Genomic DNA, 24,292 nt, shown 5'->3' with positions numbered 1-24,292 from the left:
AAAAATAGCCTCATCCATTTTTAGCTCGTATCAATTGGACCTGAGTAAAGCGTAAAAGCTGTTCAGGACCACTTGAAATCAATAAGTTGCAATAAATAACGTTAAGGCGGGCAAAAGTAAAAAACGCAATCTGATTTAGCTCATATACAGTGGCTCTAACCCAGCTTCCCCTGCCGCGAGCCGATTTTCACGGTTGTTCTCAGCCTCAACCTGTTTCAACAGTCCTTTGCCATCCCATGAACAGTTATCACTAGCAAAGCAGCTACGATTGAGGAATTCGATCTCGTGTTTGAACTCTGGGCTGACTCTATCGGATAGGTCATTCAAGTGGTTACAAGCGACATATCGATGGCGCGCCCAAGTGATCAGCTCTGCTCGTGCTTCTTGTGCGTTGTTTGCTAAGCAAGCCTCTTTTAGCTTTTTAAAACTTGGCACCGAATCAACCGCTTTAATTTCTTCCTGTATAACCTGTCGTGGCAGATTTCTTCGCCATAGCAAAAATGCCGCTGTGGATAAGATAACCCCAATTAAGATACCCACAACTAAAGTTAACCAAGGTGATACTTCACTCTCGTTCACAACAACCTGTTGGCTATTTATATTATCCACAGGGCTATTTTCGACGATCTGAGGCGCTTGCGTTGATAGCGTTGTGGATAACGGCTGTTGTACCTGCGGCGGAGAGCTAGGAGCCAAGGCTGTTGCATCCGCTTCAACATCAATATTGATAGCAGGGATGCTCGCTGCTTCCTGTTTCTTAGCCTCAGTGTTCCACCAAGGAAGCTGTATTTCGGGTAACGTGACTTTGCCACCGCGTTCAGGGATCACAGTGACCTCAAGCTTAAGACTTAGGGTAAGTTCACCATCGACGTAGTACTGCTCGATTTGCGGTTTGGTTGCGTATTGCTTTAGGCCTGGCACTTCCGGCAATACCAATTCAGGTAGCTGCTCTTTTTTTACGCCTGTGGCCTCTAAGGTCAACGTTCGTGTGACCGGCTCTCCTTGCTTCCAACTGTCGATAACTCGATCAAAATCACTACTCAAATTGATCTCTTTCGCTGATAGCCAATGCTCACCGGTAAACTCTGCAGGAATTGGCTGAACCTCAACTTCATAATCCTCTGCAGGCACAAAGATTCTACGTACAGCCCTAGTATTAAAACCTCTAAAAGGATCTGGTCGACCATCTGGAACTTGGCCGCTCAAACGCGCCCCTTGGATTTTTAGAGTGCCACTTTGTTGTGGCGTAATCAGCCATGCCTGCTCGATCACAAGCATACGACGACCATTTAGCTCTTGCTCGTACTGACGCTGTTCGCCCAGAGCTTCGATTAAAGCCTTGCCCTCGGTCACTTGAGGTTCTTGGATACCAGCATCATAAATTTTACGACCCAGTACCAGGCTGGATTGATAGATAATCGGCTGCTGAACGATGGGTGTTTTATCAGATAGGGTAGAAAGGAACTCTACGCCACCATCAACCGCTGAAGGCTGCTTTACTTCAACAACTTCAATACTGTGTTCATTGCTCTTCTCTCCCTCAAGTTCCAAGGCAGGAATAGTTAACTGGCCTGCTCGCTTTGGAAATAGCGTTAAAACCAGTTTAGTCGTGCTTTTTAGCGACCCGTTTTGGAAAGTTGTACTGGACTGATGACTGCGCCCTAGAATCTGGAAGTCTTTATGCAGGGGTTCTAGATCAACTTGGTTAGCTTCATTCGCTGTAATCTTGAGAATCAGACGGAAGGACTCGCCCTGCTCGATACGATTGCGATCAATCTCGCTGCTGATCGCAGCCATCAGTAACTGACTAAAGAGTAAAAGAGTTGCTGCGGTAAATAATTTAATTCCATTTACCATAGTTTATCCTCCTCTGCAGGCTGCTCGGAACGCTGACGATATTGATAGATAAATTTGCGTCGCCACAGACCCGCTGGATCATCTTGAATTCGGTTTAACATCTGCTGATTAGATTGCTCAGTTTCATCCAGAGGCTGAGTTTGTTCGGCACTATCAAGCTTCTGTTCTTGCTGCTCAGCATCTTTTAGCTTTTCATCCAACTGCTGCTTAAGCTCTTCAGCCATCTGTTGCTGATCTTTTTGTCTAGATGAAGATGATTGATCCATCTGTTGTTGCTGTTCTTGCTGCTGATCGGATGATTGCTCAGAAGCGTTACTCTGATCATTTTGAGAATCTTGGCCTGACTGTTTCTCGTCCTTTTTCTGCTGATCAGATTTGTCTTTTTTATTCTGATCGTCGCTTTGTTGCTGTTGCTCTTGCTGCTTTAGCAACTCTTCAACCAGCTTACGATTATGCAGAGCATCGTCAAAATCAGGCCTTTCAGCTAACGCTTTATCGTAGGCTTCTAGTGCTTTCTCCAGCTGCCCGAGCTTGGCCAGTGAATTAGCATGGTTATAAAAATCATTCACAGTTTCAGGCTCTGGCAGGCTGTCTAAAGCCTGTTGATAATCTCCGCTCTCATAGTGCGAGAGCTGCTTCCAACGCGGATCTGTGAACAACTCCGCCGCAGCGCTTTTATCACCCTGTTGATAAATTTCAGCTGCTTGCTGATTTTGAGTTTTCCACAGCCCTTGCCACCAATCAGCATGCGCTGGCTGGGAAACGCCAGCAGAGGCTATTACGACAATAGGCAACGTCAGATTAAACAAACCGCGACGAAATAGAGGTAGTAAGAACGGTAATGCCAGCAAGATAAACCAGGGGCCTTCGGCAACCCAACGTTCAATATCTTTATCGACATTTACGGCGGCATCCTCGCCAGACTTAAGGCCAGCGATCAGATAATCGATATCCAGATCGTCCACACGAATTAACTGCGCCTGACCACCACCAAGACCAGCGGCTTCAGCCATCAGCCCAATATTCATGGTCACAATAACTTCATTTCCCTGCTGATCTCGTAAGAATCCATATTCGGTAGGTATAGGGCCGCCTTCGGCCGAACCTACTGCCAGAATAGAGATCTTACGACCTTGATTGCGAATACGACTGGCATCGGCTGCGACTTGAGCTGGTGAGACTTCATCGCTCACCAATAGGATATTACCGCCTTGAATATTGGCCTGCGCTAACATCTGATCGGCTAGCACTAAGGCACGATCAGCCCGACTTCCTTGTACCGGCATGATTTCCGGAGTCATCGCTGGTAAGGCAGCCAATATAGTATCGCTATCCTCAGTTAGCGGCGTTACCGCAAAGGCATCTCCGGCATACACAATTAGCGCAATTTCTGTATCTGGGAGCTTTTTGAGTAGATCTTTAATCTTAAAATTGGCCCGTTGCAGGCGGCTCGGTTTTAGATCGGTTGCATGCATCGACGCTGACAGATCCAAGGCAAGCACTAAGGCATCACTTTGCTTAAATACCGGTTGCGGTTGTTTCTGCCACACCGGTTGCGTAGCCGCGACTGCGAGCAGGATCACCGCCGCAAATAAACTCCACGGCAACCAATTGCGTTTTAACTTTTGTGCTCCCTGCTGTTTTAACAACGGCAGGAGCTCTGGATCACACACCTCAGACCAATCTTGGGCATCAGCAGTGCGCTTTTGTAGCCATAAAATAAGCACAAACGCCGTAGGAATAACCAGCAACCAAAGCGGCTGTTGTAACTGAAGATCAGAAAACATCAGTTACGCCCCCTTAAGCTGATCGCTAGGATCAATGCCAACACAAAAGCGGCATAAAGCGGCCAGTGGAATAGCGGATCAATAGGGCGGAAAAATTCGGAGTCTTGTTCAACCGGCTCTAATTCATCTAACTCAGCATAAATCTCTGCGAGTTCATCCAGATCATAAGCGCGGAAGAATCGACCACCAGTTTGCTCAGCTATAGCCGTTAGCGTCTTCTCATCCAGATCAGAACCTTGAGCAAAGAACGAACCTAAAACTCCACCTTGGCTACCGCCACCAACGCCGATAGTGTAAATTTTAAGCCCCTCTGATTTTGCTAACTCCACCGCCTGCAATGGCTTGAGCACCCCCGCAGTATTGCGACCATCAGTGATCAGAATCAGAATGCGTTGTTCATTTTCCATCTGTTTGAAGCGTTTCACCGCCAAGCCGATAGCATCACCAATTGCTGTAGCTTTACCCGCCAACCCCACTTGAGCTTCGTCTAACAAAGTTTTAACCGTATCGCGGTCATGAGTCAGAGGCGCCTGTTGATAAGCCTGTTCTGCAAAAAGAATCAGACCAACGCGATCCCCTTCGCGGCGTTTTATAAAATCGCCGGCAACTAATCGGGTTGCAGCCAGTCGGCTCACCCAACGGCCATTCACCTCAAAGTCCTGTTCCAACATACTTTCCGACAGATCCACCGCCATCATCAGATCACGGCCTTCCAGTCGCTGTGGAATCGGTTCGCCTAACCACTGGGGTTTAGCCACAGCCGCAATCAACAATCCCCAAATAAGGTAAAGCAGCACTAATCGCCATGGAGAGGATTGTTGGGTTGATACACCTTGTTGCGGCCCAACCGCTTGTTCCATCTGGTCAAGAAATGGTACATGCAGCGAAGCCCCACCCTGATCTGTTGAAGGCTTAGAAAATCGCCTAACCAACCAAGGCAGAGGTAAAAGTAACCAGAGCCACCACCACGCAAACTCAAACATCGGCAGGCCCTCGAGCATTAGCTAGCCAACCTTTACAGGCATCTAACAAAGCTTCGGCATCATACTCAGGTGATGCTTGATAAGGCGCTACTGCTAACACCGTTAAAGTATCCGAATGGCTTTGCTTAGCTAAAAAATCGGTCCAAGCGGTTCCATTTAACGCAGCGACATCTTGGCGAGAATACAGGGTTAGCGCTAGGCGTTTTAACAGCGTATTACACTCTTCTGCCAAAATCCGTTTATTTTGATGTTGCTGGTAGTTTGCTTGAATGGCGCTAATTTCTTGTAGCGCCCAACGATTTGGGTTGTTCCGCATTTTCTTCAGGTAGTGATAGCCAAACCACACCACTGCAATAAATAACGCAATACTAAGCAAAATTAACAACCACCAGCCTGGGGCTAAAGGCCACCAGCCAATCATCTCTGGCTGCTGCATGGGACGCAGAGGTAGCTGGGAAAAGTCCACTAGCTCACCTCCTGAGAATTAAATTGAAATAACGGGTGCTGATCTGTTTGCCAATGGGCAAACTCAACGCCACGTAGGTTGTGCAGATTTTGTAATAACTGTAATCGCTGCTGAAACTGGCCACGATATTTAAGCTGTTGCGCCTGATTGGCAGAGACCAACAGTTCACGCCCTAAGCCGCTAAAACGATACGATTTTCCGCTGCTTGGCAGTTGTTGTTCCAACGGATCGGAGATCAGCACTAACTTCAATTCGCAACGTTGTGCCAGACGCATCAGGTGCAGTTCGGTCTCTTCATCAACATCGTGAAAGTCGCTGAAAATATAGAGGATACTGCCACTACTTAAAATCGACTCTAAGCGCGCTAGTGACTGTGCCAAGGAACGTTCAGTGATCTGCTCAGTAGGTTCAACGCCTTGAGATAATGCGGTAATCATCTGCATCAATTGCTGGCGACTATTGCTTGGCTTAAAAAGCTGCTCTTGCTGTTCACTTAGCAACATTCCACCAACACGGTCGCCATTCGCCAGCGTGGTCCAGAGGGCCATCGCACTAGCATAAGCAGCCAACACCGATTTAAAGTGCCCGCGAGTCGCAAACTGCATACTGTGGCGAAGATCGCACAGTAGAAAAACAGGGCGTTCGCGTTCTTCTCGATAAAGCTTGGTATGTGCTTCACCAGTACGCGCCATCAAGCGCCAATCCAAATGACGAATGTCATCACCCGGCTGATATTCACGAACATCATCGTATTCCATACCGCGACCACGAATATGACTCAGATGATGACCTTCACGAATCGCCATACGCTCACGGCTATTCTGTCGCGCAGGCGGCCAGAACCGTAGGCTAATAAGTTCATCCACACTGATGAAGTGTCGTGCGGATGGTACAGGCCTTGGGCTTGCTTCCCCTAAGAACATAGATTGATCCCTAAGGTACCGCTACGCGGTTGATCAGTTCGGCGATCAATTTATCTTTATCTAAACCTCGCGCTTCAGCCACATAGCTCAAGCCGATACGGTGTCTTAGCACGCTTGGTGCAATCTCTTGGATATCATCTGGAGTCACAAAATCACGTCCGGCCAACCAAGCTTTAGCACGCACAGCGCGATCCAAAGCAATACTCGCACGTGGGCTTGCGCCAAAGACTAAGCTATCTTTCAGGTCTTCTCCGTAAGCCTCTGGATTACGTGTCGCCATCACAAGGGCGATCATATAATCCTCAAGATTATCTGCCATGTAGACCTGCATAATGCTGGAGCGAGCTGCGAATAATTCCTGCTCGGTCAACGCAACATCAATATGAGCGGCTTCGCCCGCTAACTCGGAATTATGCTCATCACGTACTAAACGCAGGATCTCTTTCTCTTGATTATGGTCAGGGTAGTCAACGCGGATATGCAGCATAAAACGGTCTAGCTGAGCTTCGGGCAGTGGATAAGTTCCCTCTTGCTCCAGCGGGTTCTGCGTCGCCATCACCATAAAGAATTTAGACAATGGGTAAGTTTTACCTGCAACCGTGACTTGTCGCTCAGCCATCGCTTCTAGTAACGCTGACTGTACTTTTGCTGGCGCACGGTTGATCTCATCCGCGAGTAATAAGTTACAAAACAGAGGTCCCTGACGGAAACTAAACTCGCCCTTTTGCGTGTTGTAGATCTCAGTACCGGTAATATCACTAGGCAGAAGATCCGGCGTAAATTGGGCACGATGGAATACTCCTTCTAATAGATCACTTAGGGCATGTACGGTGCGGGTTTTCGCCAAACCTGGAGGGCCCTCCAGTAGAACATGTCCATCCGTAAGCAATGCAATCAACAGATGCTCAACCAAGGCTTCCTGCCCAATGACTTTCTGCTTTAAAGCCTCTGATAGCCCGATCAGTTTACTCTGCAATGTTTGACTCGATGCCGTATTTGCAGTGGCTTCTACTGTCATTCTAAGCTCCTGTTTTTATTAATTTTGCACAATGACGTTACGAATGAGATGCCTATTTATATGCGGTTAGCATCCCCATTTTCAACTCTGCCACTCGATCTAATTTACCGACCAAAAGGTAGTAATCAGATACTCATTGTCATTAACAGTTCAATGTAACTTTTTACGCTCACAAAACTTCTTCAAGCTATCACTACAACGTAACCCAGCGTAGATAGTTTTTATCGCAGATATACTTACAACGACGATGGTTGAAAATGACTGTAGAGAAAGCAGTTACCTGACCACTTTGAACTCTTCTTTTCATGCAGAAAATGGCGGGAAAGGGTTGTACTGGAAACCTAAAATGCAAGTAAAGGTAATAAAATCGATGAGGGCTACAAAACCAAGAACGCTAAAATAGTAACAATTTAAGCTCAAAAGCTTTAGATACTCGTATTGTATGGCGATTTCGATACAAATTCTTGTAAGAATGTGTATCGATAAATACGACTTAGCGTTTTAAAAAAATATTTGTTCGGCTTAATTAGGTCTTTTTACGTTCAACACAGCTTTTAGTTCTGATATAGGATGGGGGCGTGCAAATAAAAAGCCTTGTACTGCATCGCAGCCATATTTATTTACAAACTGATACTGTTGCTCAGTCTCTACACCTTCAGCTACAACCTTTAAGTTCAGGTTATGTGCCATATCAATTATGGTGCGAACAATCACCTCGTCATCATCATCCTGACCTATATCCTGAATAAATGACCGATCAATCTTTAAGGTGTTAAGTGGCAGTTGTTTCAACCGGCTTAGCGACGAGTAAGCCACTCCAAAATCATCTATTGAGATTTCTACTCCAAGCTCACGAATTTCACATAATTGATCATAAATATCGTCCATTTCTGAAGCTATAACGGTTTCTGTAATTTCTAGTTCTAGTTTATCAGCAGGGTACTTAGTTTCTACCAGCATAGAGGTGACCTGTTCAGACACACCCTGACGCAAAAAATGCGCAGCTGAAAAATTGACAGACAATAAAAGGGTCGGTTTTCCGTCATATAACTCTAATAACTCTCGACATGCGGTTTCCATGACCCAGTTGTCGATCTGACCAATTAACCCACAGTCCTCCGCTAGGGGGATAAACTCTGCTGGTGAGATAAACCCTTCATCAGGGTCATACCAACGAATCAACGCCTCAAGCCCAATAGAGTTTAACGAACGACTATCCCACTTAGGTTGATAATAAACATCAAAGCAGCCTTCCTTCACAGCTTTACGCAATTTACTCTCTAAGCACATCCTTCGCTCGGTCCGCTCATTCATCTCTCGAGCATAAAAACTAAACTGATTACGACCCGCTTCTTTAGAGCTGTACATTGCTGTATCAGCATTTTTTAAAATCGTAGATGCGTTTGTCCCATCTTCAGGATAAACACTTATACCAATACTCGTTGTTACTTGAAGGCTATAACCATTGATTTCGGCAGGTTCACTTATGGTATCTATAATTTTCTGAGCCACCTCTGCGGCCACATCGGGTGCGGTATCTTGCAGTAGGACTGCAAACTCATCCCCCCCTAAACGGACCAAGGTATCACTGCTGCGTAAGTTTTGTTTTAGTTTACGACCTAAATTGATCAGCAGTTTGTCCCCAATATCATGCCCTAAACTATCATTAATACCTTTAAATCTATCAAGATCGAGAAAAAACAGAGAAAGTTGCTGTCCATGACGTTGAGCAAAATTTATCGCACCCTGCAGGGTCTCATCTAGCATTGCTCGGTTAGCCAAACCCGTTAATGGGTCATGAAATGCTTGATGTTCCAACCTTTTATTTAATTCATACAGTTCATCTGTACGTTCATTAACCTTATCCTCTAGATTATCCCTAGCTTGCTGAAGCTCGTTATCTCGAAGCTGAATTTGATGCAACATCTCATTAAAGTCATCAGCTAACACGCCTATTTCATCCTGAGAAGCTTTATCTGCCCTCAACTTATAATCACGAGTTCTAGTGATATTTCTGACAGTGCTTGCCAATTTTAATATGGGAGAGGTAATTACGCGTTGAGCCGTACTGGCAATAAGGACAGCAAGTAATAAAGCAGCTAGAAATAACCACCCTAATACAGCAACTCGCTTAAGTTGCTGTTGTTTCCAACTTTCCATTTCGGAATACAAGACAACAAAACCTAGATACTCCTGATCCCAGCTAATTTCATGCTTGGTATAAAAATAACCGTCAACAAGACCACTCTGTTCTGCTTGCCATATTACTGAAGGTTCATGTTCAGCTCTCTTGAAGCTAGCAAACACATTTTGATCAGCATCATAAAGATAAGCTGCAACCACATTGACCTCTCCTCTGAGGGAGGCAAGAGTATCAGTAGCAGATTGGTGATCCCCAAAGAGCAAAGCTGCAGCGCTGTTGTTTCCTATCACGCTAGCCTGAGACTGGATACGATTTATTAAATCATTACGTGAATTTATCCAATCACTTATTGCAAAGCCAATCGTTGCTACCGACAACACAATACAGCTACTTAAGAACAACAAAATCGCTAACTTTTTCTGAATTAGGCGACTATTTATTAACAATTAAATATCCTCCTTATCCAAAATATTTGCCAACTTAAGTAACTGCGAACTCATTTGGAGTTTACGCTCATGAACCTGCTTTAGGCTGACATCAAATCCGATACTAGATCCCCGCCTTACTAGGCTTAATAATACCCCTGGCAGAAGCAATCCTTGCTTCACATCAGTGGTAAGATCTGCAACTGTTAACAGCCCGACTTCTGGCCCACTGGCAGCATAATCTAGCTGATATTGAGAAAGCTCTTCATTGCTGATCAACAAGATACTGCACGATTTAGCATGGGTTAGATCCTGAATAGTAGAACTCTTCACGACTTTCCCATGTACATCTCGACCTACAATTGAATCGAACCCTTTACCAATAAAATCGGTACGATAAAAACAAATGTTGAGATGCTCTTGGTTTGAATGAGAATCAGGCCAACTCACAAATTTGGCAATATTGAAAATAAAAGCAGCTTTCACACGATGTAATTTTTCGCCATGATCAGCCCAAGCACTGGTAGCCAGCGCCAAACAGAACAGGATGGTTAAGAGATTAAACCAAGAGAAAAGCTTCCAGCGAAATATCATAAAAGATTTTTATTCCATTTCAGGCTGAACCATATTTCCCGTTCACTGCGCTCATTATTATGCTGAGAACCAAAATCAGCAGCCGGGTCGTAAACCTTTTTATCAAATAAATTGTCCACCCCAAATCGATAACTCAATCCGTCTTTCCATTCCCCTGAAGCAAACAAATTTGTGATGACAAACTCATCAGCATTGTCGCGCTCAAAGTTATTTGTATCTTCACGCACATCACTATGAACTAAGCTAAAACCAATCAGATGATTAGACAGGTATCGGTAATCAACTTTAAAGCTACTACTCCAACTAGCCAGATAAGGTAACTCTATTGTTTCAGAATCTGTTTCTAAGTAAGCCAGTGCTAAACGAACATTCACTTGATCTAGTGGTCGCATGTTGAGAAGCATTTCAGCTCCACGCATTTGAACAGTGCCATCAACATTAGCGAAATATTCATCCGCCATATCAGGTGTTGGCACTTCACTTATGTAGTTTTCAAGTTCATTGTGGAAAAGATTCAAGCTTATATTTGCTTGGTCCCACTGATATTGATAAGCCAACTCCAACGACTTGATTTCTTCAGCTTCCACTTCAGGGGCTTCGAAGTTGGTTCCTTCCAATACTTTGAGGTATTCACGAAATGTCGGTGTTCTAATTGCAGTACCGTATTGTGCTTTCCAAGTATTACGGTCATCTGGTGCGTATACTGCTGCGGCGCGGTAATTAAAATATCCACCAAAAGAATCAAACTGATCGTACCGACCACCAAAAGTCAGACCTAGCTCAGGATTTACCTGCCATACATCCTGAATGAATAACGCCCAATCATTATTACTTATCCCTGGTTCATTCAGCAGATTACCCTTCTCTGTTGGACTGAGAAAGCCATCTTTAAAGTGAAAAAATCGCTCAAAATCAGTGCGTTTAGCTTTTTCATATTGCCAACTACTCCCAACAGCTAAAGAATGATCACCGAAAGCCTTAAGCCAGGTAAAAGAAGCCCCTGCCATGGTGGCATCCTGATATTCTTCATAGCCTAAGGCACGAGTTTCTTGCTCAATTTCAATTTCTCTCGTCTTATCATCCTGATAGTAAAGCTTGCTCTCGACTCTCCCGCTTTGTAGATCTCCCCATTGGTAATCTAAAGAGAGTGATAGAAAATCTTCATCAATAAAAGCATCTTGAGTCGTAGGTATATTTAAGAAAGGAGTTTCCGATTTATTCAACATCAGGCTGAGTGTCAGGCCCGGCATTGGACTAGCCTTAATGTGCAGGTTTTGGAATTCTTCATCTAGAGGCTGTAAAACATCACCGCCAATAAAGCTTTTCCGGTCTTCACGAAACGGAGCATCCTGATCAAGGGCACTAGCAAAGATTTGTACTTCTGGGGTGTTATAGAGAATTCCCGCTTTTTTCCTATCGTTATCCGCCACCTCAGCCGTCAGTTCCAACTGATCTGCATTTGAAAATTCGCGGGTAGTGATCGAAATAATCCCTCCAAATGCATTAGCCCCATAAAGACTTGAAGCAGGACCGAGAATAACTTCTACTTTCTCTATCAATTCCAACGGTAGATTGTCACCTAATGAAAAATGACCATAGTAGAGATGTTTAATTCGGACGCCATCTACCATCAGAACCATTTTATCGTTATAGCGATCTAACAAACCTCTAGCCCAAACTGAGCGATGACGCTTACGATATTGATTCAGCTGAAGTCCAGGGACGAAAGCTAACAGATCGTCTAATCTGCGCACCCCGAACAAATCAAAATCTTGGCGTTGAAAACTATAAACTGTTCCAGGCGCTTTTTTGGTCTGTGTAGGCAGTAAGGAAGCTGCAGTAAACACTTCCAATTCCACCAATTCATTCAGTGAAAGGAGCGTAAAATCTTCTTCGGTAGGGACGGCATAAGCTGGATAGGACAAAGCCGCAGACACAAGCAATGCTGCACAACATTGCGTCTCGCTATTAAACATTCCCGATTACCCTGTATTTTTTTTATTTTTTGGTAAACGTACAAGTTATTCATTATCTCATTGATTTTATAAATAAAATCATCAGAAACATTAACTCACTCTACTTCGATAATCTTATTTTTTACTCATAAAAACAATCTTATTTTTCTAATCTATTGTCACAGATCATATAATCTGGACTAAAGCCTCATACCACCCAGCCGGCTGTAATCGTTTTATTCAACCATAAAGACAAACTATTTTGAGGCTCTTTGCCTAACATAAAACTATATTTGTATACTCCATACAGAGCCTATCGATGGCTGCAGAAATCAGCGATCCGTACAACATTAAGAACGAATTCAGAGCCGACCTATTAGAAGAAAGAAACAAGTAGTGATTAGCATTTTTTGATACACTTTACGCAGTTTTGTGCCCTATTTTTGAAAAAGGAGGGCAATCCTGTCAGATCAAGAATTGAACTACTTCGCGAGTACGACTCCTCTATTACTAGCTTTGGTGGTATGATGTCGCCCCTTGGGCGCAGTACTAGGTACAGCCACCACTGTTTTATTGGGTTTATCCTCTGGTGGTACCATTCTACTGGCAGCATTAGGGGTCGGTGTTTCTTCTTTATCGCGGTACCTGCAGCGATATTCGTAACACCTCCAAGCGCTAACCAAAGCCTATCAATGATTGCTAACTTACATAGCATCACGTTGTATAACGTGTTGATAAGGTTTCTATTTTTCAGCGCACTGATTATTGAATTTTTGGCTTTAAGCCAAGAGGAAACAGGTAAACAAAAATGAGTAAAGTCTCCGTCAGTATCATCATGGGCTCTCGCTCAGACTGGCCAACCATGCAAGAGGCTACTAAGCCACTGGAAGAACTAGGTGTAGAGTTTGAAACTAAAGTAGTTTCTGCACACCGTACGCCTGAGCGTCTTTTCCAGTTTGCCTCCGAAGCGCACACACGTGGCGTTGAGGTAATTATTGCAGGTGCTGGCGGCGCAGCTCACTTGGCTGGTATGGCAGCATCTATGACTCATCTGCCAGTTATCGCAGTACCTGTTGCCAGCAAAAACATTAAAGGCCTAGATAGCCTACTATCTATGGTTCAGATGCCACGCGGCGTAGCAGTTGCTTGTCAGGCAATTGGCGGTGCGGGCGCATACAATGCAGGCCTAATGGCAGCACAGATGCTAGCCCTTAAAGATGCAGAATTGAGCCAACGCCTACAGGATTGGCGTAAAGCTCAGACTGACAGCGTTCCTGTTGAGGTAGAATAATGCACGTTGCTATTGTTGGATGCGGTCAGTTGGCACGCATGATGGCTTTGGCTGGTTGGCCTCAAGGCCACCGTTTTACTTTTCTGGCTGAGCCAGGTGAAGGTACCGATTGCGTTAAAGGCTTAGGTGAAATTGTTGAACGTACTCCAGAGATGGAAGGCGAGTCTCTTTTTACTGCGCTAGGCAATCCTGATGTTGTAACGGTTGAGCGTGAGCATGTTGATGTGTCCCTTCTGAGCACATTGAAACCACACTGCTCTGTTTACCCTTCTCCAGAAGCGATTAGCTATTGCCAACACCGCGGACGTGAGAAAACCTTCCTAAACTCTCTAGGTATTCAGACAGCTCCTTTCCACCTTGCTAACAATGCAGAGGAATTGAGCGCGAGCGTTAAAACGCTAGGTTACCCAGTATTCGTTAAGACCTGCGAAGAGGGTTACGACGGTTACGGCCAATGGGTTCTAAAAACCGATGAAGATTTAGCTAATCTTGTAGCCCAAGCCGATTCGCTACCAGAAGTTGTGATTGAAGGCCGCGTCGATTTTGACCGTGAAGTGTCTTTGATTGCCGCACGTGACGCGTCTGGCGCATGTGTGTTCTATCCGCTGACAGAAAACCTTCACCGTAACGGTATTCTGTGGAGCTCGATTGCTCCAGCTGATGCACCTGATGCCTTGCACGCTAAAGCTAAAGATATCGCAGATAAAGTACTCAACGCTTTGGACTACGTTGGCGTAATCGCTATCGAAATGTTCCAAGCGGGTGATGATTTGCTTGTTAACGAACTAGCGCCACGTGTTCATAACAGTGGTCACTGGACTCAAGGTGCAGGTATCTCTTCCCAGTTTGAAAACCATATCCGCGCTATCTGCGGTTTAGGTTTAGGTCACACCATCAACAGCCAACACGCTGGTATGGTTAACCTATTAGGTATCGAAGCACCTAAAGAGATTATCAGCGAAAGCAATGTACAGCACCATGTGTACAACAAGTCGCTGCGTCCAGGCCGAAAGGTTGGGCACCTTAACCTGGTAAGTGATGACCGTCATACACTAGAAGTTAAGCTAAAACGCATTCGCGATAGCCTTTACGAAGACTAATCGTCTTTAGTTAGGACTAAGCATAAAAAAACCCGGCTACTTCACAGTACCGGGTTTTTTATTCGCTGCTATTAAGCAATCACGGCTGAGTCATCAAGTAATGAGCGACTGCATCTCGATCTGACTTCTTTAGATACTTAGCGCCATCACGTACCACTTCGCCCATACTGCCGCCAAAGACATCACCATCCTGCTTAACACCCGACTTCAACGAGTAAGCTATATCCGCTTCACTCCAACCCTGTTCAGCTAATGCGACTGCAGTAATTGCAGGAATAACGCCATCATCTTCAACAAAGCCCTGATGACCACTTAATGCTACCTCAGTATCTAATCCACCCAATAGGTTTCTTGGAGTATGGCACGCGCCGCAATGCGTCGGCCCCTGAACGAGGTAAGCACCACGATTGTACTGCTCATTGCTCTTTGCATCGGGGATAAACCGTTGCTCATCAAAGAACAGCAATTGCCACACATCTAAGCCCCAATTAAGGTTGAATGGGAAGCTCACTCGATGTGCTGTAGAAGGTTTAGCAACAGCGGGGACGGTTTTAAACGCCGACCACAAATCAGCGACATCCTGATCAGATAAACGCGTGTAAAAACTATAAGGAAAGGCAGGGTAATAGCTTTGACCATTAGGCGATTTGCCGGCACGCAATGCACGTTCAAAATCATCTACACTCCACTTCCCTATTCCATGCTCCTTATCCATCGTAAGATTCGGCGCATAGAAAGTTCCGAAGGGTGTTTCCGTACCCTTTCCACCCGCTAACGGCTTTCCTTTGGCTTCACTATCGGTATGACAAGCGATACAGCCTGAAACACGCGCAAGATAAGCTCCTCTGGCAATATTTCCCTTCAGCTCAGATAGCGAGGCTCTAGGCTCGTCTCCCGAACTCAGGTAGTTGACTCCTAACACAGCGCCTAAAACCAAGCAGATTAGGAGAACTGAAAACCAGAGGAGTTTTCTCATTTATCTTTCTCTACACGATAGTCAGTATGACAAGCTGAGCAGTTATCACTTAAGCGCTCAAATACTACTTCTACCGGCATAGTCGCAAAAGATTCAGCGCCCTCTTGCACTTCAGGCTCTGCAGCCATACCCATCATGCTTGCCGAAGTATCTTCCTCATTTTCAGAGCCAACATTGTCAGCGGCGTCGTACAAACCTTGGCTGATTCGCTCTAACTCTTTCGAAAGATGCTGGAAACGATCCCAATCCTGCCAAATTTCAGCCTTAGCTTCAGTTGGATGATCCAAACTACCTTCAGGGAACAATTTAGTGAGGCTCTCGCCGGCATGCATATTGATCGTTTCAGCGGCAACACGAACCTGAACAGGCTCATAAGGAATTTTACCCTTAAACATGTCAGAGACAGTTTTCATCGCCCCTTTCATATCTTCCATGGCATCCATACGTTCTTTAACAATCCCTGTTGCTCCACCATGGGCATACGCTGCTAATGGCTGCCCAAGCATCATTACAGCAACAAACGCAGGGATGATCTTCTTATACATATCTTAACTCTCGCCTCAAAAACTGCCGATGGAACCCGTAAGTTAGGGTCATGCAGTAATGATACACGGAGATATCAGAATCAATAAGTGCCGTTAGCCCTGTTGTAACTGCGCTTGCAGTAATTCAGTAAAATGCTCTGCTGGCAGAGGTTTTGAAAACAGATAACCCTGAAAGTAATCACAAGATTTTTTCTGTAAGAAATCTCGTTGATCAGCAAGCTCTACACCCTCGCCAACCACTTTCAGCCCAAGAGCATGAGCCATTTGAATAATACCGGAGATCAACGCAGGACTTTCTGGCGTGACACTCAACTCTGCTGTGAAACTACGATCAATTTTTAATGTATCCACAGGGAATTTTTGTAGATAGTTGAGTGCTGAATAACCGGTACCAAAGTCATCAATAGACAGCTGCACACCCATTTCACTCAAGTGCTTCAACGCTTCGCCACAACCACGTTCATCTTCCATCAAAAGACGCTCTGTGAGTTCGAGTTCCAAAGCATCAGGTTTTAGACCTGTCTCTCGTAGAACTCGCTTAACCGTATATTCTAAGTGCCCATCACGGAACTGTGGGAAAGCAACGTTCACAGCAATTTTGAATGACTCTCCCATAAGTTCAGCCCACTGCACCGCTTGCTTACAGGCTTGTTCAAGCACCCAATCACCAATAGGAACAATCAAACCAGATTCTTCTGCCAGCGGGATAAATTGATCAGGAGAGACCTGACCATATTCAGGACATGACCAACGCAACAGGGCTTCAGCCCCAATAATTTTGCCACTAGCTGCATCGATAATACTTTGATAGCTCAGACTAAACTGATTTTGCGAGAGCGCACGACGGAGATAGGATTCCATAGTGAATTTAAACACCGTCTCGTGCTCCATCTCCTCTGTATAGAACCGAAAGGCGTCTTTACCTACCGCCTTAGCTTTATACATCGCAGCGTCAGCATTACGCAGCAGAGCAACAGGATCTTGACCATCCTTAGGCGCAACAGTGATTCCGATACTCGCTGACGTGGATAACTCATAGCCATTGATCAACACTGGCTGCACAGCCGTTCTTAAGATCCGCTCACATATATCCGAGATTTCATCGTGCGCTTTTCGGTCAGGCAAGATGACTAAAAACTCATCGCCACCCAAACGCGCAATGGTATCGTCGCCATGTACACAGTATCCCAAACGTCGGCTGATCTCTTGCAGGTGCTGATCACCGACTTCATGCCCTAAGGTATCGTTAATCTTTTTAAAGTTGTCCAGATCGACAAATAGGATACCCACAGAGGTTTGATTTTTATTAGCGCGGGTTAAAGCTTGAGACAGCCGGTCCATCGCTAGTACACGATTAGGCAAACCGGTGAGATGATCATAAGTAGCTTGGTGTAATAATTTAGACTCGTAATTCTTGCGCTCAGTAATATCACCTATAGAACCAACCATACGGTAGGCAACGTTGGCCTCATTTCTCAATGCTAAACCATGGGCAAGCACCCAGAAATAACCACCATTGTTGTTCTTTACACGATATTCACAACGGAAGAATTCGGTTTCGCCTTTGAGATGACGACAAAGAACTTGTTGGTAACGTTCACGATCATCCGCATGTACCCATTGTAACCACTCACTGGAAGTAGTCTTAATGGTGTCTTTACCCATACCAATGGTACTGAGTAGACGCGCTGACAGGTAGAGCTCTTTGCTAACAGGATCCCAATCCCAAAGCCCTTCGTTAGCCCCTTTCATCGCCAGAGCATAGCGCTGTTCAGTTTCCCTAAGCGACTGTTCGACTTTCTCAAGATACTGAATACGCTGACGCAGCTGCGTATTTTCCCTAATCAGACTTGGCACATCTTCGGACAACTGCGTTACCTCAATACTTCCAATGTTAACTTTGAGCGCTATCCGAGCTTACCACACTTAAGTTCCACGACCACACTTTGTTGTAGTGGATTGAGTAGTGATTAGAACAACACTATTGATGTGAATTCGTCCATGGCATCTAATCCAAGTCTTCCTATACTCAATAAACAGAGTATGTAATTTAGAGATGTGAAATATTGATGCGTGTCACTTATCAGTTTCTATTTGCTGGAATAATCTTTCTATTTTCCCAGCTATCTAGTGCGCAAACCACCTTTGGACCTGACAGCAGTCAACCGCCGATTCGCTTTGTTGGAGACAAGGATTACCCACCTATTGAATGGCTAGAGGAGGGAAAACCCCGCGGTATTTTTTCCTCTTTTTTAGAAGAATATTCCAAAGCGCTAAACCGCAAAGTCGAATACAACCTGATGAATTGGAAGCAAGCTCAGCAAGCTGTTTTAGAAGGCAGAGCCGATGTCTTGACCGTTTTCAGCCCTAATCCAGACCGCATCAAAGACTACGCCTTTGTTGATAGTTTTTTGCACTTTGAAATTAGTCTCTTTCTCCGTAGTGACAACCTCACTATCCATGGTTTAGCAGATCTCAAAGGAATCAAAACAGGCGTATCGAAAGGGGGATTTCCTCGGAAAATAATCGAAACTCAAAGCCAAGCTAAGTTAGTGACAATGAATGATCACTTAGATGGTTTTCAAAAACTTTTAAAAGGTGAAATTGATGCCTTAGCCACTACTAAATGGGTCGGCTCCTACGTTATTCAGAAGCATAAATTAAAAGGGATTAAGTTTGCACCCACGCCTATCGCCACTAAAGCGACCCACATGGGCGTAAGAAAGAGTGATACAGAGCTGGTTAAACAGCTGCAAAAAGGCATAGAACTGATGGAGGCCGAAGGTACACTCGACCGTCTCAACCAGCAGTGGTCTGGCTATAACATGGTTTATCTTACCGAGGACAAACTTAACCAAATCTACTACCAGTTTGGTTTCGGAACTGTGCTCGTTTTAGCCTGCTTAGCAGTAGCATCCATTATTACGTTAAAGCGCCAAGTAAGAGAACGCACTCAATCCCTCTCCACCGCTAAAGCCTCTCTGGAAGAAACAGTCGATCGCCTTACCCGCACTCAAAAACAACTCGTGCAAACGGAAAAAATGGCAGCACTTAACTCCATTGTGAGTGGCGTTGCCCATGAGATAAACACACCATTGGGCATGGCAATTACACTGAGTAGCACACTCAAAGAACAGATCGCCCAATTGGAAAAACTAGTAGGCCAAGACAGTCTCACCAAGAAAGCACTCCTAGATTTTCTTAACGAGAGCCAAGACTCTTTAGAGCTAGAAGCTGACGCTCTGCGACGAGCTGTGACACTACTACGTAACTTCAAACAGATATCTGTTCATCAAAGTCAGGAACATAGGCAACAGATCAACATCGCCGAACTGATTGACGATGCTACCGTGATCGCGACTAATGATCTTGCGGACGATGAGATAGCAGTGTCTGTAAACGGCGATGCCACATTATCGATGGAAACCTATCCGGCGCCGCTAGCACAAGCATTAGTACACCTCATCAACAACGCAGTTACTCACGCGCCTAAACAAACAGATCCTCTCGCACTCTCAATCAGCTATGCACAAAGTGAAGACAACCTAATCCTTAAAGTGGCAGATAACGGCTGCGGTATCCCCTCACAATACCTAGGCCAAGTGTTTGATCCTTTCTTCACCACTGCCCTTGGACAAGGGAATTCAGGCCTAGGGCTAAGTATTGTTTATTCAATCGTCAATCACGTCTTAGGCGGCACCATAAAGGTCAATAGCAACTCCGATACGGGCACCACCTTTATTTTAGAACTACCGTTAAAGGCACCTGAAATTCAGGATGAGATCGAAGCGTAGACATAAAAAAGCCGGTACCAACGGTACCGGCAAACGTAGAGTGAAAAAGAGGTAATTCACACGTAGAAGACTATTTATCCTAACTAGATAACTTTTGCTCTAATTCAGGAACGGCATCAAATAGGTCTGCCACTAAGCCGTAATCGGCAACAGAGAAGATTGGCGCTTCTTCATCTTTGTTGATTGCGACAATAATTTTCGAATCTTTCATACCCGCCAAGTGCTGGATCGCACCAGAGATACCTACAGCAATATAAAGTTCTGGCGCAACGATCTTACCGGTTTGACCTACTTGCATATCATTCGGTACAAAACCTGCGTCAACCGCTGCACGGGATGCACCTACTGCTGCACCCAGCTTATCTGCAACTTTTTCCAGCATGGCAAAGTTCTCTCCGTTACCCATACCACGACCACCGGAGATAATTACGTCTGCAGCCGTTAGTTCTGGACGATCAGACTGAGCCATCTCTTCGCCAACAAAGCTAGAGATACCACTGTCGTGTACTGCTGAAATACTTTCAACAGAAGCACTTCCCCCCTCAGATACCGCAGCATCAAATGCAGTACCACGAACAGTGATAACTTTTACCGGGTCGCAAGATTCAACCGTTGCGATGGCATTGCCGGCATAGATAGGACGCTGGAAAGTATTATCCGATTCCACCGCAGTAATATCAGAGATCTGAGCTACATCTAAAAGCGCAGCCACACGCGGCATAAAGTTTTTACCTGTAGTCGTCGCGGGCGCAACGATATGGCTATAACCCTTACCGATCTCAGCCACCAACTTACCCATATTCTCAGCAAGTTGATGTTCGTATGCGGCATTGTCTGCCAACAAAACTTTCTCAATACCTGCTACTTGTGCAGCAGCCTCGGCTACAGCGCTGCAACCTGCACCAGCAACCAGCAGGTGTAGATCACTACCCATCTTAGATGCAGCTGTCACTGCGTTTAACGTCGCTCCCTTTAGAGCGCTATTGTCATGTTCTGCAATAATTAAAATCGCCATGTCTTCGCCCCTTAAAGTACTTTCGCTTCGTTTTTAAGTTTTTCCACCAGCTCATCAACACTGGAGACTTTGATACCAGCCTGACGTTCAGCAGGCGGCGTCACTTTTAACAACTTAGTATGTGCTTTCAACTCAACACCTAGATCTGCCGGTGTTTTAACATCTAAAGGCTTACGTTTAGCCTTCATAATATTTGGCAGAGAAGCATAGCGAGGCTCATTCAAGCGTAAATCAGTAGTCACAATTGCTGGCATGTTCAGCGCAACCGTCTGCAAACCGCCATCAACTTCACGAGTCACATCAACCTTGTCACCTTCAATCTTAACTTCAGAGGCGAACGTACCTTGTGGCATATCAGTTAATGCAGCCAACATCTGGCCAGTCTGATTGTTATCTGAATCGATCGCCTGTTTACCCATAATCACAAGGCCAGGTTGCTCTTCATCAATCACTTTCGCCAACAACTTAGCCACGTTAAGTGACTCTGGCATATCTTCAGTTTCGATCTGGATACCACGGTCTGCACCTAGCGCTAGCGCTGTACGGATCTGTTCCTGACACGCTTTAGGGCCAATAGACGCCACTACAATTTCCGATGCTGTGCCTGCTTCTTTTAAGCGCACCGCTTCCTCTACAGCAATTTCACAAAATGGATTCAAAGCCATTTTCACGTTGGCCAAATCAACATCTGTATTGTCCGACTTAACACGTACTTTAACGTTGTAGTCGATAACACGTTTAACGGTTACAAGTACCTTCATCAGCAAAGACCTTTTAGTTTTAGTTGTAAGAGCGCTTCACACACTCTGTTTTGCTTATCTCTAAATATGCGCTCATTTCGGCGAAGTAGGCAATTCGCCTCAAGCATAATAAGTGTTTTCCCTAATCATACTCATTTAAAAATAATAAGCAAACACCCCTAAATTTTATAAAACCCTCCTATAGGCTAATAATCAGGCTATTTATTTATTAGGGAAAACACCTATATAATACCCTTCATTAAACGAGTCCTCTTTTTATAGAGCAGTCTCACATAACTAAGTGGAATCACTAGAGAGCGGCAGAATAACGCAGATTCCTCAACCAACTAAGAGGGGAAATCGACATGACAAGAGAGTCGATGGAATTTGATGTAGTCATCGTAGGTGCAGGCCCTGCAGGCTTATCAACTGCTTGCAGATTGATGCAATTAGCACAGGACAAAGAGCAAGAGCTAACCGTATGCGTGGTCGAAAAAGGCTCTGAAGTAGGCGCCCATATTCTGTCCGGTGCCATTATGGAAACCCGTGCCCTAGATGAGCTGTTCCCTAATTGGAAAGAGCAAGGCGCCCCGCTCACGACAGAAGTGACGGAAGATGAAGTTTACCTGCTTAAAGATGGCGACAACGGTAGCAAAATCCCTAATACCTTTGTGCCTAAAACAATGCACAACCAGGGCAACTACATTGTTAGCCTAGGTAATGTCTGCCGCTGGTTGGCCGAACGCGCTGAAGAACTAGGTGTAGAGATTTTCCCGGGCTTCGCAGCTGCTGAGATTCTTTACAATGCCGATGGCAGCGTACGCGGTATTGCCACAGGTGATATGGGCCTAACTGAAACCGGCGAGCAGAAAGACAGCTACATGCCGGGCATGGAGCTACACGCAAAATACACCGTATTTTCCGAAGGTTGCCGTGGTCACTTAGGTAAAGAGCTAATCCACAAGTTTGGCCTAAGCCAAGAAGCAGATGCGCAACATTATGGTATCGGTATCAAAGAACTATGGGATATCCCAGCTGAACAGCATCAACCGGGATTAGTCGTTCATGGTTCTGGCTGGCCTCTCGATAAAAATACTAGTGGCGGCTTCTTCCTTTATCACACGGATAACAACCAAGTGGTTGCCGGCTTAATCGTAGATCTCAACTACGCCAACCCGCATATCAGTCCGTTTGATGAGTTCCAGCGCCTGAAACATCACCCAGTGTTAAAGAAACATTTAGACGGCGGTACACGCGTATCTTATGGTGCTCGTGCGATTACTAAAGGCGGCTTTAACTCGCTGCCAAAAATGAACTTCCCAGGTGGTTTGTTAGTTGGTTGTAATGCCGGCACACTTAACTTCAGTAAGATCAAAGGCACACACACGGCGATGAAATCCGGCATGCTTGGTGCCGAAGCGATTTTTGAAGCGGTTGCGTCTGGTTGTTCTGGCGGTACTGATCTAGAACGTTATCAGGATCTATTCGAACAATCTTGGCTATACGATGAGCTGTTCCGTTCCCGTAACTTTGGCCCTGCGATGCATAAATTCGGCGCCATCATGGGCGGCGCATTTAACTACGTTGATCAGAACATCTTCGCCGGTAAGCTACCTATTACGCTGCATGATAACCATGAAGATCACGCTCAGTTACAACCGGCGAGTAACTTTACGCCGATCGAATATCCTAAGCCTGATGGCAAACTGAGCTTCGACAAGCTCTCCTCGGTATTCCTTTCCAATACCAACCACGAGGAAGACCAACCATGTCATCTGCAATTAATGGATAGCAGCATCCCACTAGGAACAAACTTATTAACCTTTGCAGAACCAGCACAACGTTACTGCCCTGCGGGTGTGTATGAAGTTGTGGATGATGAAGAAAATGGTGGTCAGCATTTCCAGATCAATTCGCAGAACTGCCTACACTGTAAGACCTGTGATATTAAAGATCCGGCACAAAATATCAGATGGGTTACACCAGAGGGCATGGGCGGGCCAAACTATCCAAACATGTAACCTCTCGACCTTCTCGTAACGTTGTGGAAATCTGGGGCTTCATCCATCGAAGCCCCGGATTTTTTTTAGCTCAAAATAATTCCCAGATTGCTTATATTAGGTGATACTTAACCTAGGATTTCACAACCTGAGAAGTCGCATGCTTAAGCTAGAACTGAGAATTCCACCTGTCGCACTGGTATTAATCTTTGCAGGCTTGATGTGGCTTTGCGCCAAATTACTGCCTTTCCTATCGCTACAATCCGAACTTCGCATTCCCATTGCAGTAGCCATTATCCTGATCGGTTTAGTGTTTGGTTTAGCCGGTGTTTTTTCATTTCGTAAAGCCCAAACAACCGTCAATCCAACCACCCCAGAGGCAAGCTCTGCTCTAGTGACCAACGGTATATTCCAATACACACGCAACCCGATGTATGTGGGTTTGATGTGTCTGCTTCTAAGCTGGGCAGCCTACCTTGCCAACCCCGCGTCATTACTCTGCTCATTTGGCTTTATCCTGTATATGAACAGATTCCAGATCCAACCCGAAGAACAAGCGCTCACCGCACTATTTGGTGATAGCTACAAGACCTACACTCAGCAAGTTCGGCGCTGGCTGTAAGCTGGCGCCTTCTGGAAATACTGCTACATTTACAAGAGGTTAGCCCGTTAGATTCAGC

General features: G+C 45.3%; 19 protein-coding genes. 5 read left to right on the top strand and 14 right to left on the bottom strand.

Annotated elements, in window-relative coordinates:
- Window positions 1–135 precede the first annotated feature (135 nt).
- The 9 genes from ACMXYR_RS00610 to ACMXYR_RS00570 all read right to left on the bottom strand — a co-directional run bounded on the left by ACMXYR_RS00610 (window position 136) and on the right by ACMXYR_RS00570 (window position 12,172).
- A complete protein-coding gene (locus ACMXYR_RS00610) occupies window positions 136–1,857 on the bottom strand; it encodes a BatD family protein (RefSeq protein ID WP_415902504.1) in 1,722 nt (573 codons plus the stop codon).
- Window positions 1,851–3,644 (bottom strand): VWA domain-containing protein, encoded by a 1,794-nt coding sequence (locus ACMXYR_RS00605; protein ID WP_415902503.1) that lies wholly within the window; start codon window positions 3,642–3,644, stop codon window positions 1,851–1,853. The genes ACMXYR_RS00610 and ACMXYR_RS00605 overlap by 7 nt, the downstream gene beginning before the upstream one ends.
- Window positions 3,644–4,627: a vWA domain-containing protein gene (locus ACMXYR_RS00600; RefSeq protein ID WP_415883087.1), complete on the bottom strand. Its 984-nt coding sequence runs from the start codon at window positions 4,625–4,627 to the stop codon at window positions 3,644–3,646. The genes ACMXYR_RS00605 and ACMXYR_RS00600 overlap by 1 nt, the downstream gene beginning before the upstream one ends.
- Window positions 4,620–5,093, bottom strand: coding sequence for a DUF4381 domain-containing protein (locus tag ACMXYR_RS00595; protein WP_415902502.1), 474 nt, complete (start codon window positions 5,091–5,093; stop codon window positions 4,620–4,622). Before ACMXYR_RS00595 ends, ACMXYR_RS00600 begins: the two co-directional genes overlap by 8 nt.
- Window positions 5,093–6,016 carry a DUF58 domain-containing protein gene (locus tag ACMXYR_RS00590; RefSeq protein WP_415902501.1) on the bottom strand — a complete coding sequence of 308 codons (924 nt, stop codon included), beginning with the start codon at window positions 6,014–6,016 and terminating at the stop codon, window positions 5,093–5,095. The genes ACMXYR_RS00595 and ACMXYR_RS00590 overlap by 1 nt, the downstream gene beginning before the upstream one ends.
- A gap of 10 nt (window positions 6,017–6,026) precedes the next feature.
- Complete coding sequence (locus ACMXYR_RS00585) at window positions 6,027–7,034, bottom strand: AAA family ATPase (RefSeq protein ID WP_415902500.1); 1,008 nt, start codon at window positions 7,032–7,034, stop codon at window positions 6,027–6,029.
- A gap of 522 nt (window positions 7,035–7,556) precedes the next feature.
- Window positions 7,557–9,623: a putative bifunctional diguanylate cyclase/phosphodiesterase gene (locus tag ACMXYR_RS00580; RefSeq protein WP_415902499.1), complete on the bottom strand. Its 2,067-nt coding sequence runs from the start codon at window positions 9,621–9,623 to the stop codon at window positions 7,557–7,559.
- Entirely contained in the window at window positions 9,624–10,196 is a 573-nt protein-coding gene (locus ACMXYR_RS00575) for a YfiR family protein (RefSeq protein WP_415902498.1), read from the bottom strand.
- Entirely contained in the window at window positions 10,193–12,172 is a 1,980-nt protein-coding gene (locus tag ACMXYR_RS00570; protein WP_415902497.1) for a TonB-dependent receptor plug domain-containing protein, read from the bottom strand. Before ACMXYR_RS00570 ends, ACMXYR_RS00575 begins: the two co-directional genes overlap by 4 nt.
- A gap of 787 nt (window positions 12,173–12,959) precedes the next feature.
- On the opposite strand from ACMXYR_RS00570, the gene purE reads away from it, so the two are divergent.
- Window positions 12,960–13,442 carry a 5-(carboxyamino)imidazole ribonucleotide mutase gene (gene purE / locus ACMXYR_RS00565; protein ID WP_415886493.1) on the top strand — a complete coding sequence of 161 codons (483 nt, stop codon included), beginning with the start codon at window positions 12,960–12,962 and terminating at the stop codon, window positions 13,440–13,442.
- Complete coding sequence (locus ACMXYR_RS00560; protein ID WP_415902496.1) at window positions 13,442–14,542, top strand: 5-(carboxyamino)imidazole ribonucleotide synthase; 1,101 nt, start codon at window positions 13,442–13,444, stop codon at window positions 14,540–14,542. Before purE ends, ACMXYR_RS00560 begins: the two co-directional genes overlap by 1 nt.
- Before the next feature lie 79 nt (window positions 14,543–14,621).
- On the opposite strand, the gene ACMXYR_RS00555 is transcribed toward ACMXYR_RS00560, so the two are convergent.
- The 3 genes from ACMXYR_RS00555 to ACMXYR_RS00545 form a co-directional block, all read right to left on the bottom strand.
- A complete protein-coding gene (locus tag ACMXYR_RS00555) occupies window positions 14,622–15,518 on the bottom strand; it encodes a c-type cytochrome (RefSeq protein ID WP_415902495.1) in 897 nt (298 codons plus the stop codon).
- Window positions 15,515–16,063 (bottom strand): c-type cytochrome, encoded by a 549-nt coding sequence (locus ACMXYR_RS00550; RefSeq protein ID WP_415902494.1) that lies wholly within the window; start codon window positions 16,061–16,063, stop codon window positions 15,515–15,517. The genes ACMXYR_RS00555 and ACMXYR_RS00550 overlap by 4 nt, the downstream gene beginning before the upstream one ends.
- 93 nt (window positions 16,064–16,156) lie before the next feature.
- Entirely contained in the window at window positions 16,157–17,932 is a 1,776-nt protein-coding gene (locus ACMXYR_RS00545; RefSeq protein ID WP_415902493.1) for a putative bifunctional diguanylate cyclase/phosphodiesterase, read from the bottom strand.
- 200 nt (window positions 17,933–18,132) lie between these two features.
- Between ACMXYR_RS00545 and ACMXYR_RS00540 the strand changes: the two genes are divergently transcribed.
- Window positions 18,133–19,857 (top strand): ATP-binding protein, encoded by a 1,725-nt coding sequence (locus ACMXYR_RS00540; protein WP_415902492.1) that lies wholly within the window; start codon window positions 18,133–18,135, stop codon window positions 19,855–19,857.
- Between the two features lie 79 nt (window positions 19,858–19,936).
- Here the strand turns inward: ACMXYR_RS00540 and ACMXYR_RS00535 are convergent, their stop codons facing one another.
- Window positions 19,937–20,872, bottom strand: coding sequence for an electron transfer flavoprotein subunit alpha/FixB family protein (locus tag ACMXYR_RS00535; protein WP_415902491.1), 936 nt, complete (start codon window positions 20,870–20,872; stop codon window positions 19,937–19,939).
- Window positions 20,873–20,883: 11 nt separating this feature from the next.
- Window positions 20,884–21,633, bottom strand: a complete 750-nt coding sequence (locus ACMXYR_RS00530; RefSeq protein ID WP_415902490.1) for an electron transfer flavoprotein subunit beta/FixA family protein — start codon at window positions 21,631–21,633, stop codon at window positions 20,884–20,886.
- Window positions 21,634–21,977: 344 nt separating this feature from the next.
- Here ACMXYR_RS00530 and ACMXYR_RS00525 point away from each other — a divergent pair, with 344 nt between their 5' ends.
- On the top strand, window positions 21,978–23,633 hold the full coding sequence (locus tag ACMXYR_RS00525; protein WP_415902489.1) for an electron transfer flavoprotein-ubiquinone oxidoreductase: 1,656 nt from the start codon (window positions 21,978–21,980) through the stop codon (window positions 23,631–23,633).
- A 139-nt stretch (window positions 23,634–23,772) separates the two neighbouring features.
- Complete coding sequence (locus tag ACMXYR_RS00520; protein WP_415902488.1) at window positions 23,773–24,234, top strand: methyltransferase family protein; 462 nt, start codon at window positions 23,773–23,775, stop codon at window positions 24,232–24,234.
- Window positions 24,235–24,292 lie beyond the last annotated feature (58 nt).

Source organism: Neptuniibacter sp. QD29_5, assembly GCF_047778125.1.
In the GTDB taxonomy this organism is placed as follows: Bacteria; Pseudomonadota; Gammaproteobacteria; order Pseudomonadales; family Balneatricaceae; genus Neptuniibacter.
Note: the sequence above shows the minus strand (reverse complement) of the source record. Positions and strands in the feature narration are given on the sequence as shown.

Bases quoted from the DNA above. Each gene is read 5' to 3' on its own strand.
- ACMXYR_RS00560 (WP_415902496.1), top strand. From the start codon at position 13,442: ATGCACGTTGCTATTGTTGGATGCGGTCAGTTGGCACGCATGATGGCT.
- ACMXYR_RS00520 (WP_415902488.1), top strand. From the start codon at position 23,773: ATGCTTAAGCTAGAACTGAGAATTCCACCTGTCGCACTGGTATTAATC.
- ACMXYR_RS00540 (WP_415902492.1), top strand. From the start codon at position 18,133: ATGCGTGTCACTTATCAGTTTCTATTTGCTGGAATAATCTTTCTATTT.
- ACMXYR_RS00600 (WP_415883087.1), bottom strand. From the start codon at position 4,627: ATGTTTGAGTTTGCGTGGTGGTGGCTCTGGTTACTTTTACCTCTGCCT.
- ACMXYR_RS00530 (WP_415902490.1), bottom strand. From the start codon at position 21,633: ATGAAGGTACTTGTAACCGTTAAACGTGTTATCGACTACAACGTTAAA.
- ACMXYR_RS00585 (WP_415902500.1), bottom strand. From the start codon at position 7,034: ATGACAGTAGAAGCCACTGCAAATACGGCATCGAGTCAAACATTGCAG.
- ACMXYR_RS00555 (WP_415902495.1), bottom strand. From the start codon at position 15,518: ATGAGAAAACTCCTCTGGTTTTCAGTTCTCCTAATCTGCTTGGTTTTA.
- purE (WP_415886493.1), top strand. From the start codon at position 12,960: ATGAGTAAAGTCTCCGTCAGTATCATCATGGGCTCTCGCTCAGACTGG.
- ACMXYR_RS00535 (WP_415902491.1), bottom strand. From the start codon at position 20,872: ATGGCGATTTTAATTATTGCAGAACATGACAATAGCGCTCTAAAGGGA.
- ACMXYR_RS00575 (WP_415902498.1), bottom strand. From the start codon at position 10,196: ATGATATTTCGCTGGAAGCTTTTCTCTTGGTTTAATCTCTTAACCATC.
- ACMXYR_RS00590 (WP_415902501.1), bottom strand. From the start codon at position 6,016: ATGTTCTTAGGGGAAGCAAGCCCAAGGCCTGTACCATCCGCACGACAC.
- ACMXYR_RS00525 (WP_415902489.1), top strand. From the start codon at position 21,978: ATGACAAGAGAGTCGATGGAATTTGATGTAGTCATCGTAGGTGCAGGC.
- ACMXYR_RS00550 (WP_415902494.1), bottom strand. From the start codon at position 16,063: ATGTATAAGAAGATCATCCCTGCGTTTGTTGCTGTAATGATGCTTGGG.
- ACMXYR_RS00570 (WP_415902497.1), bottom strand. From the start codon at position 12,172: ATGTTTAATAGCGAGACGCAATGTTGTGCAGCATTGCTTGTGTCTGCG.
- ACMXYR_RS00605 (WP_415902503.1), bottom strand. From the start codon at position 3,644: ATGTTTTCTGATCTTCAGTTACAACAGCCGCTTTGGTTGCTGGTTATT.
- ACMXYR_RS00610 (WP_415902504.1), bottom strand. From the start codon at position 1,857: ATGGTAAATGGAATTAAATTATTTACCGCAGCAACTCTTTTACTCTTT.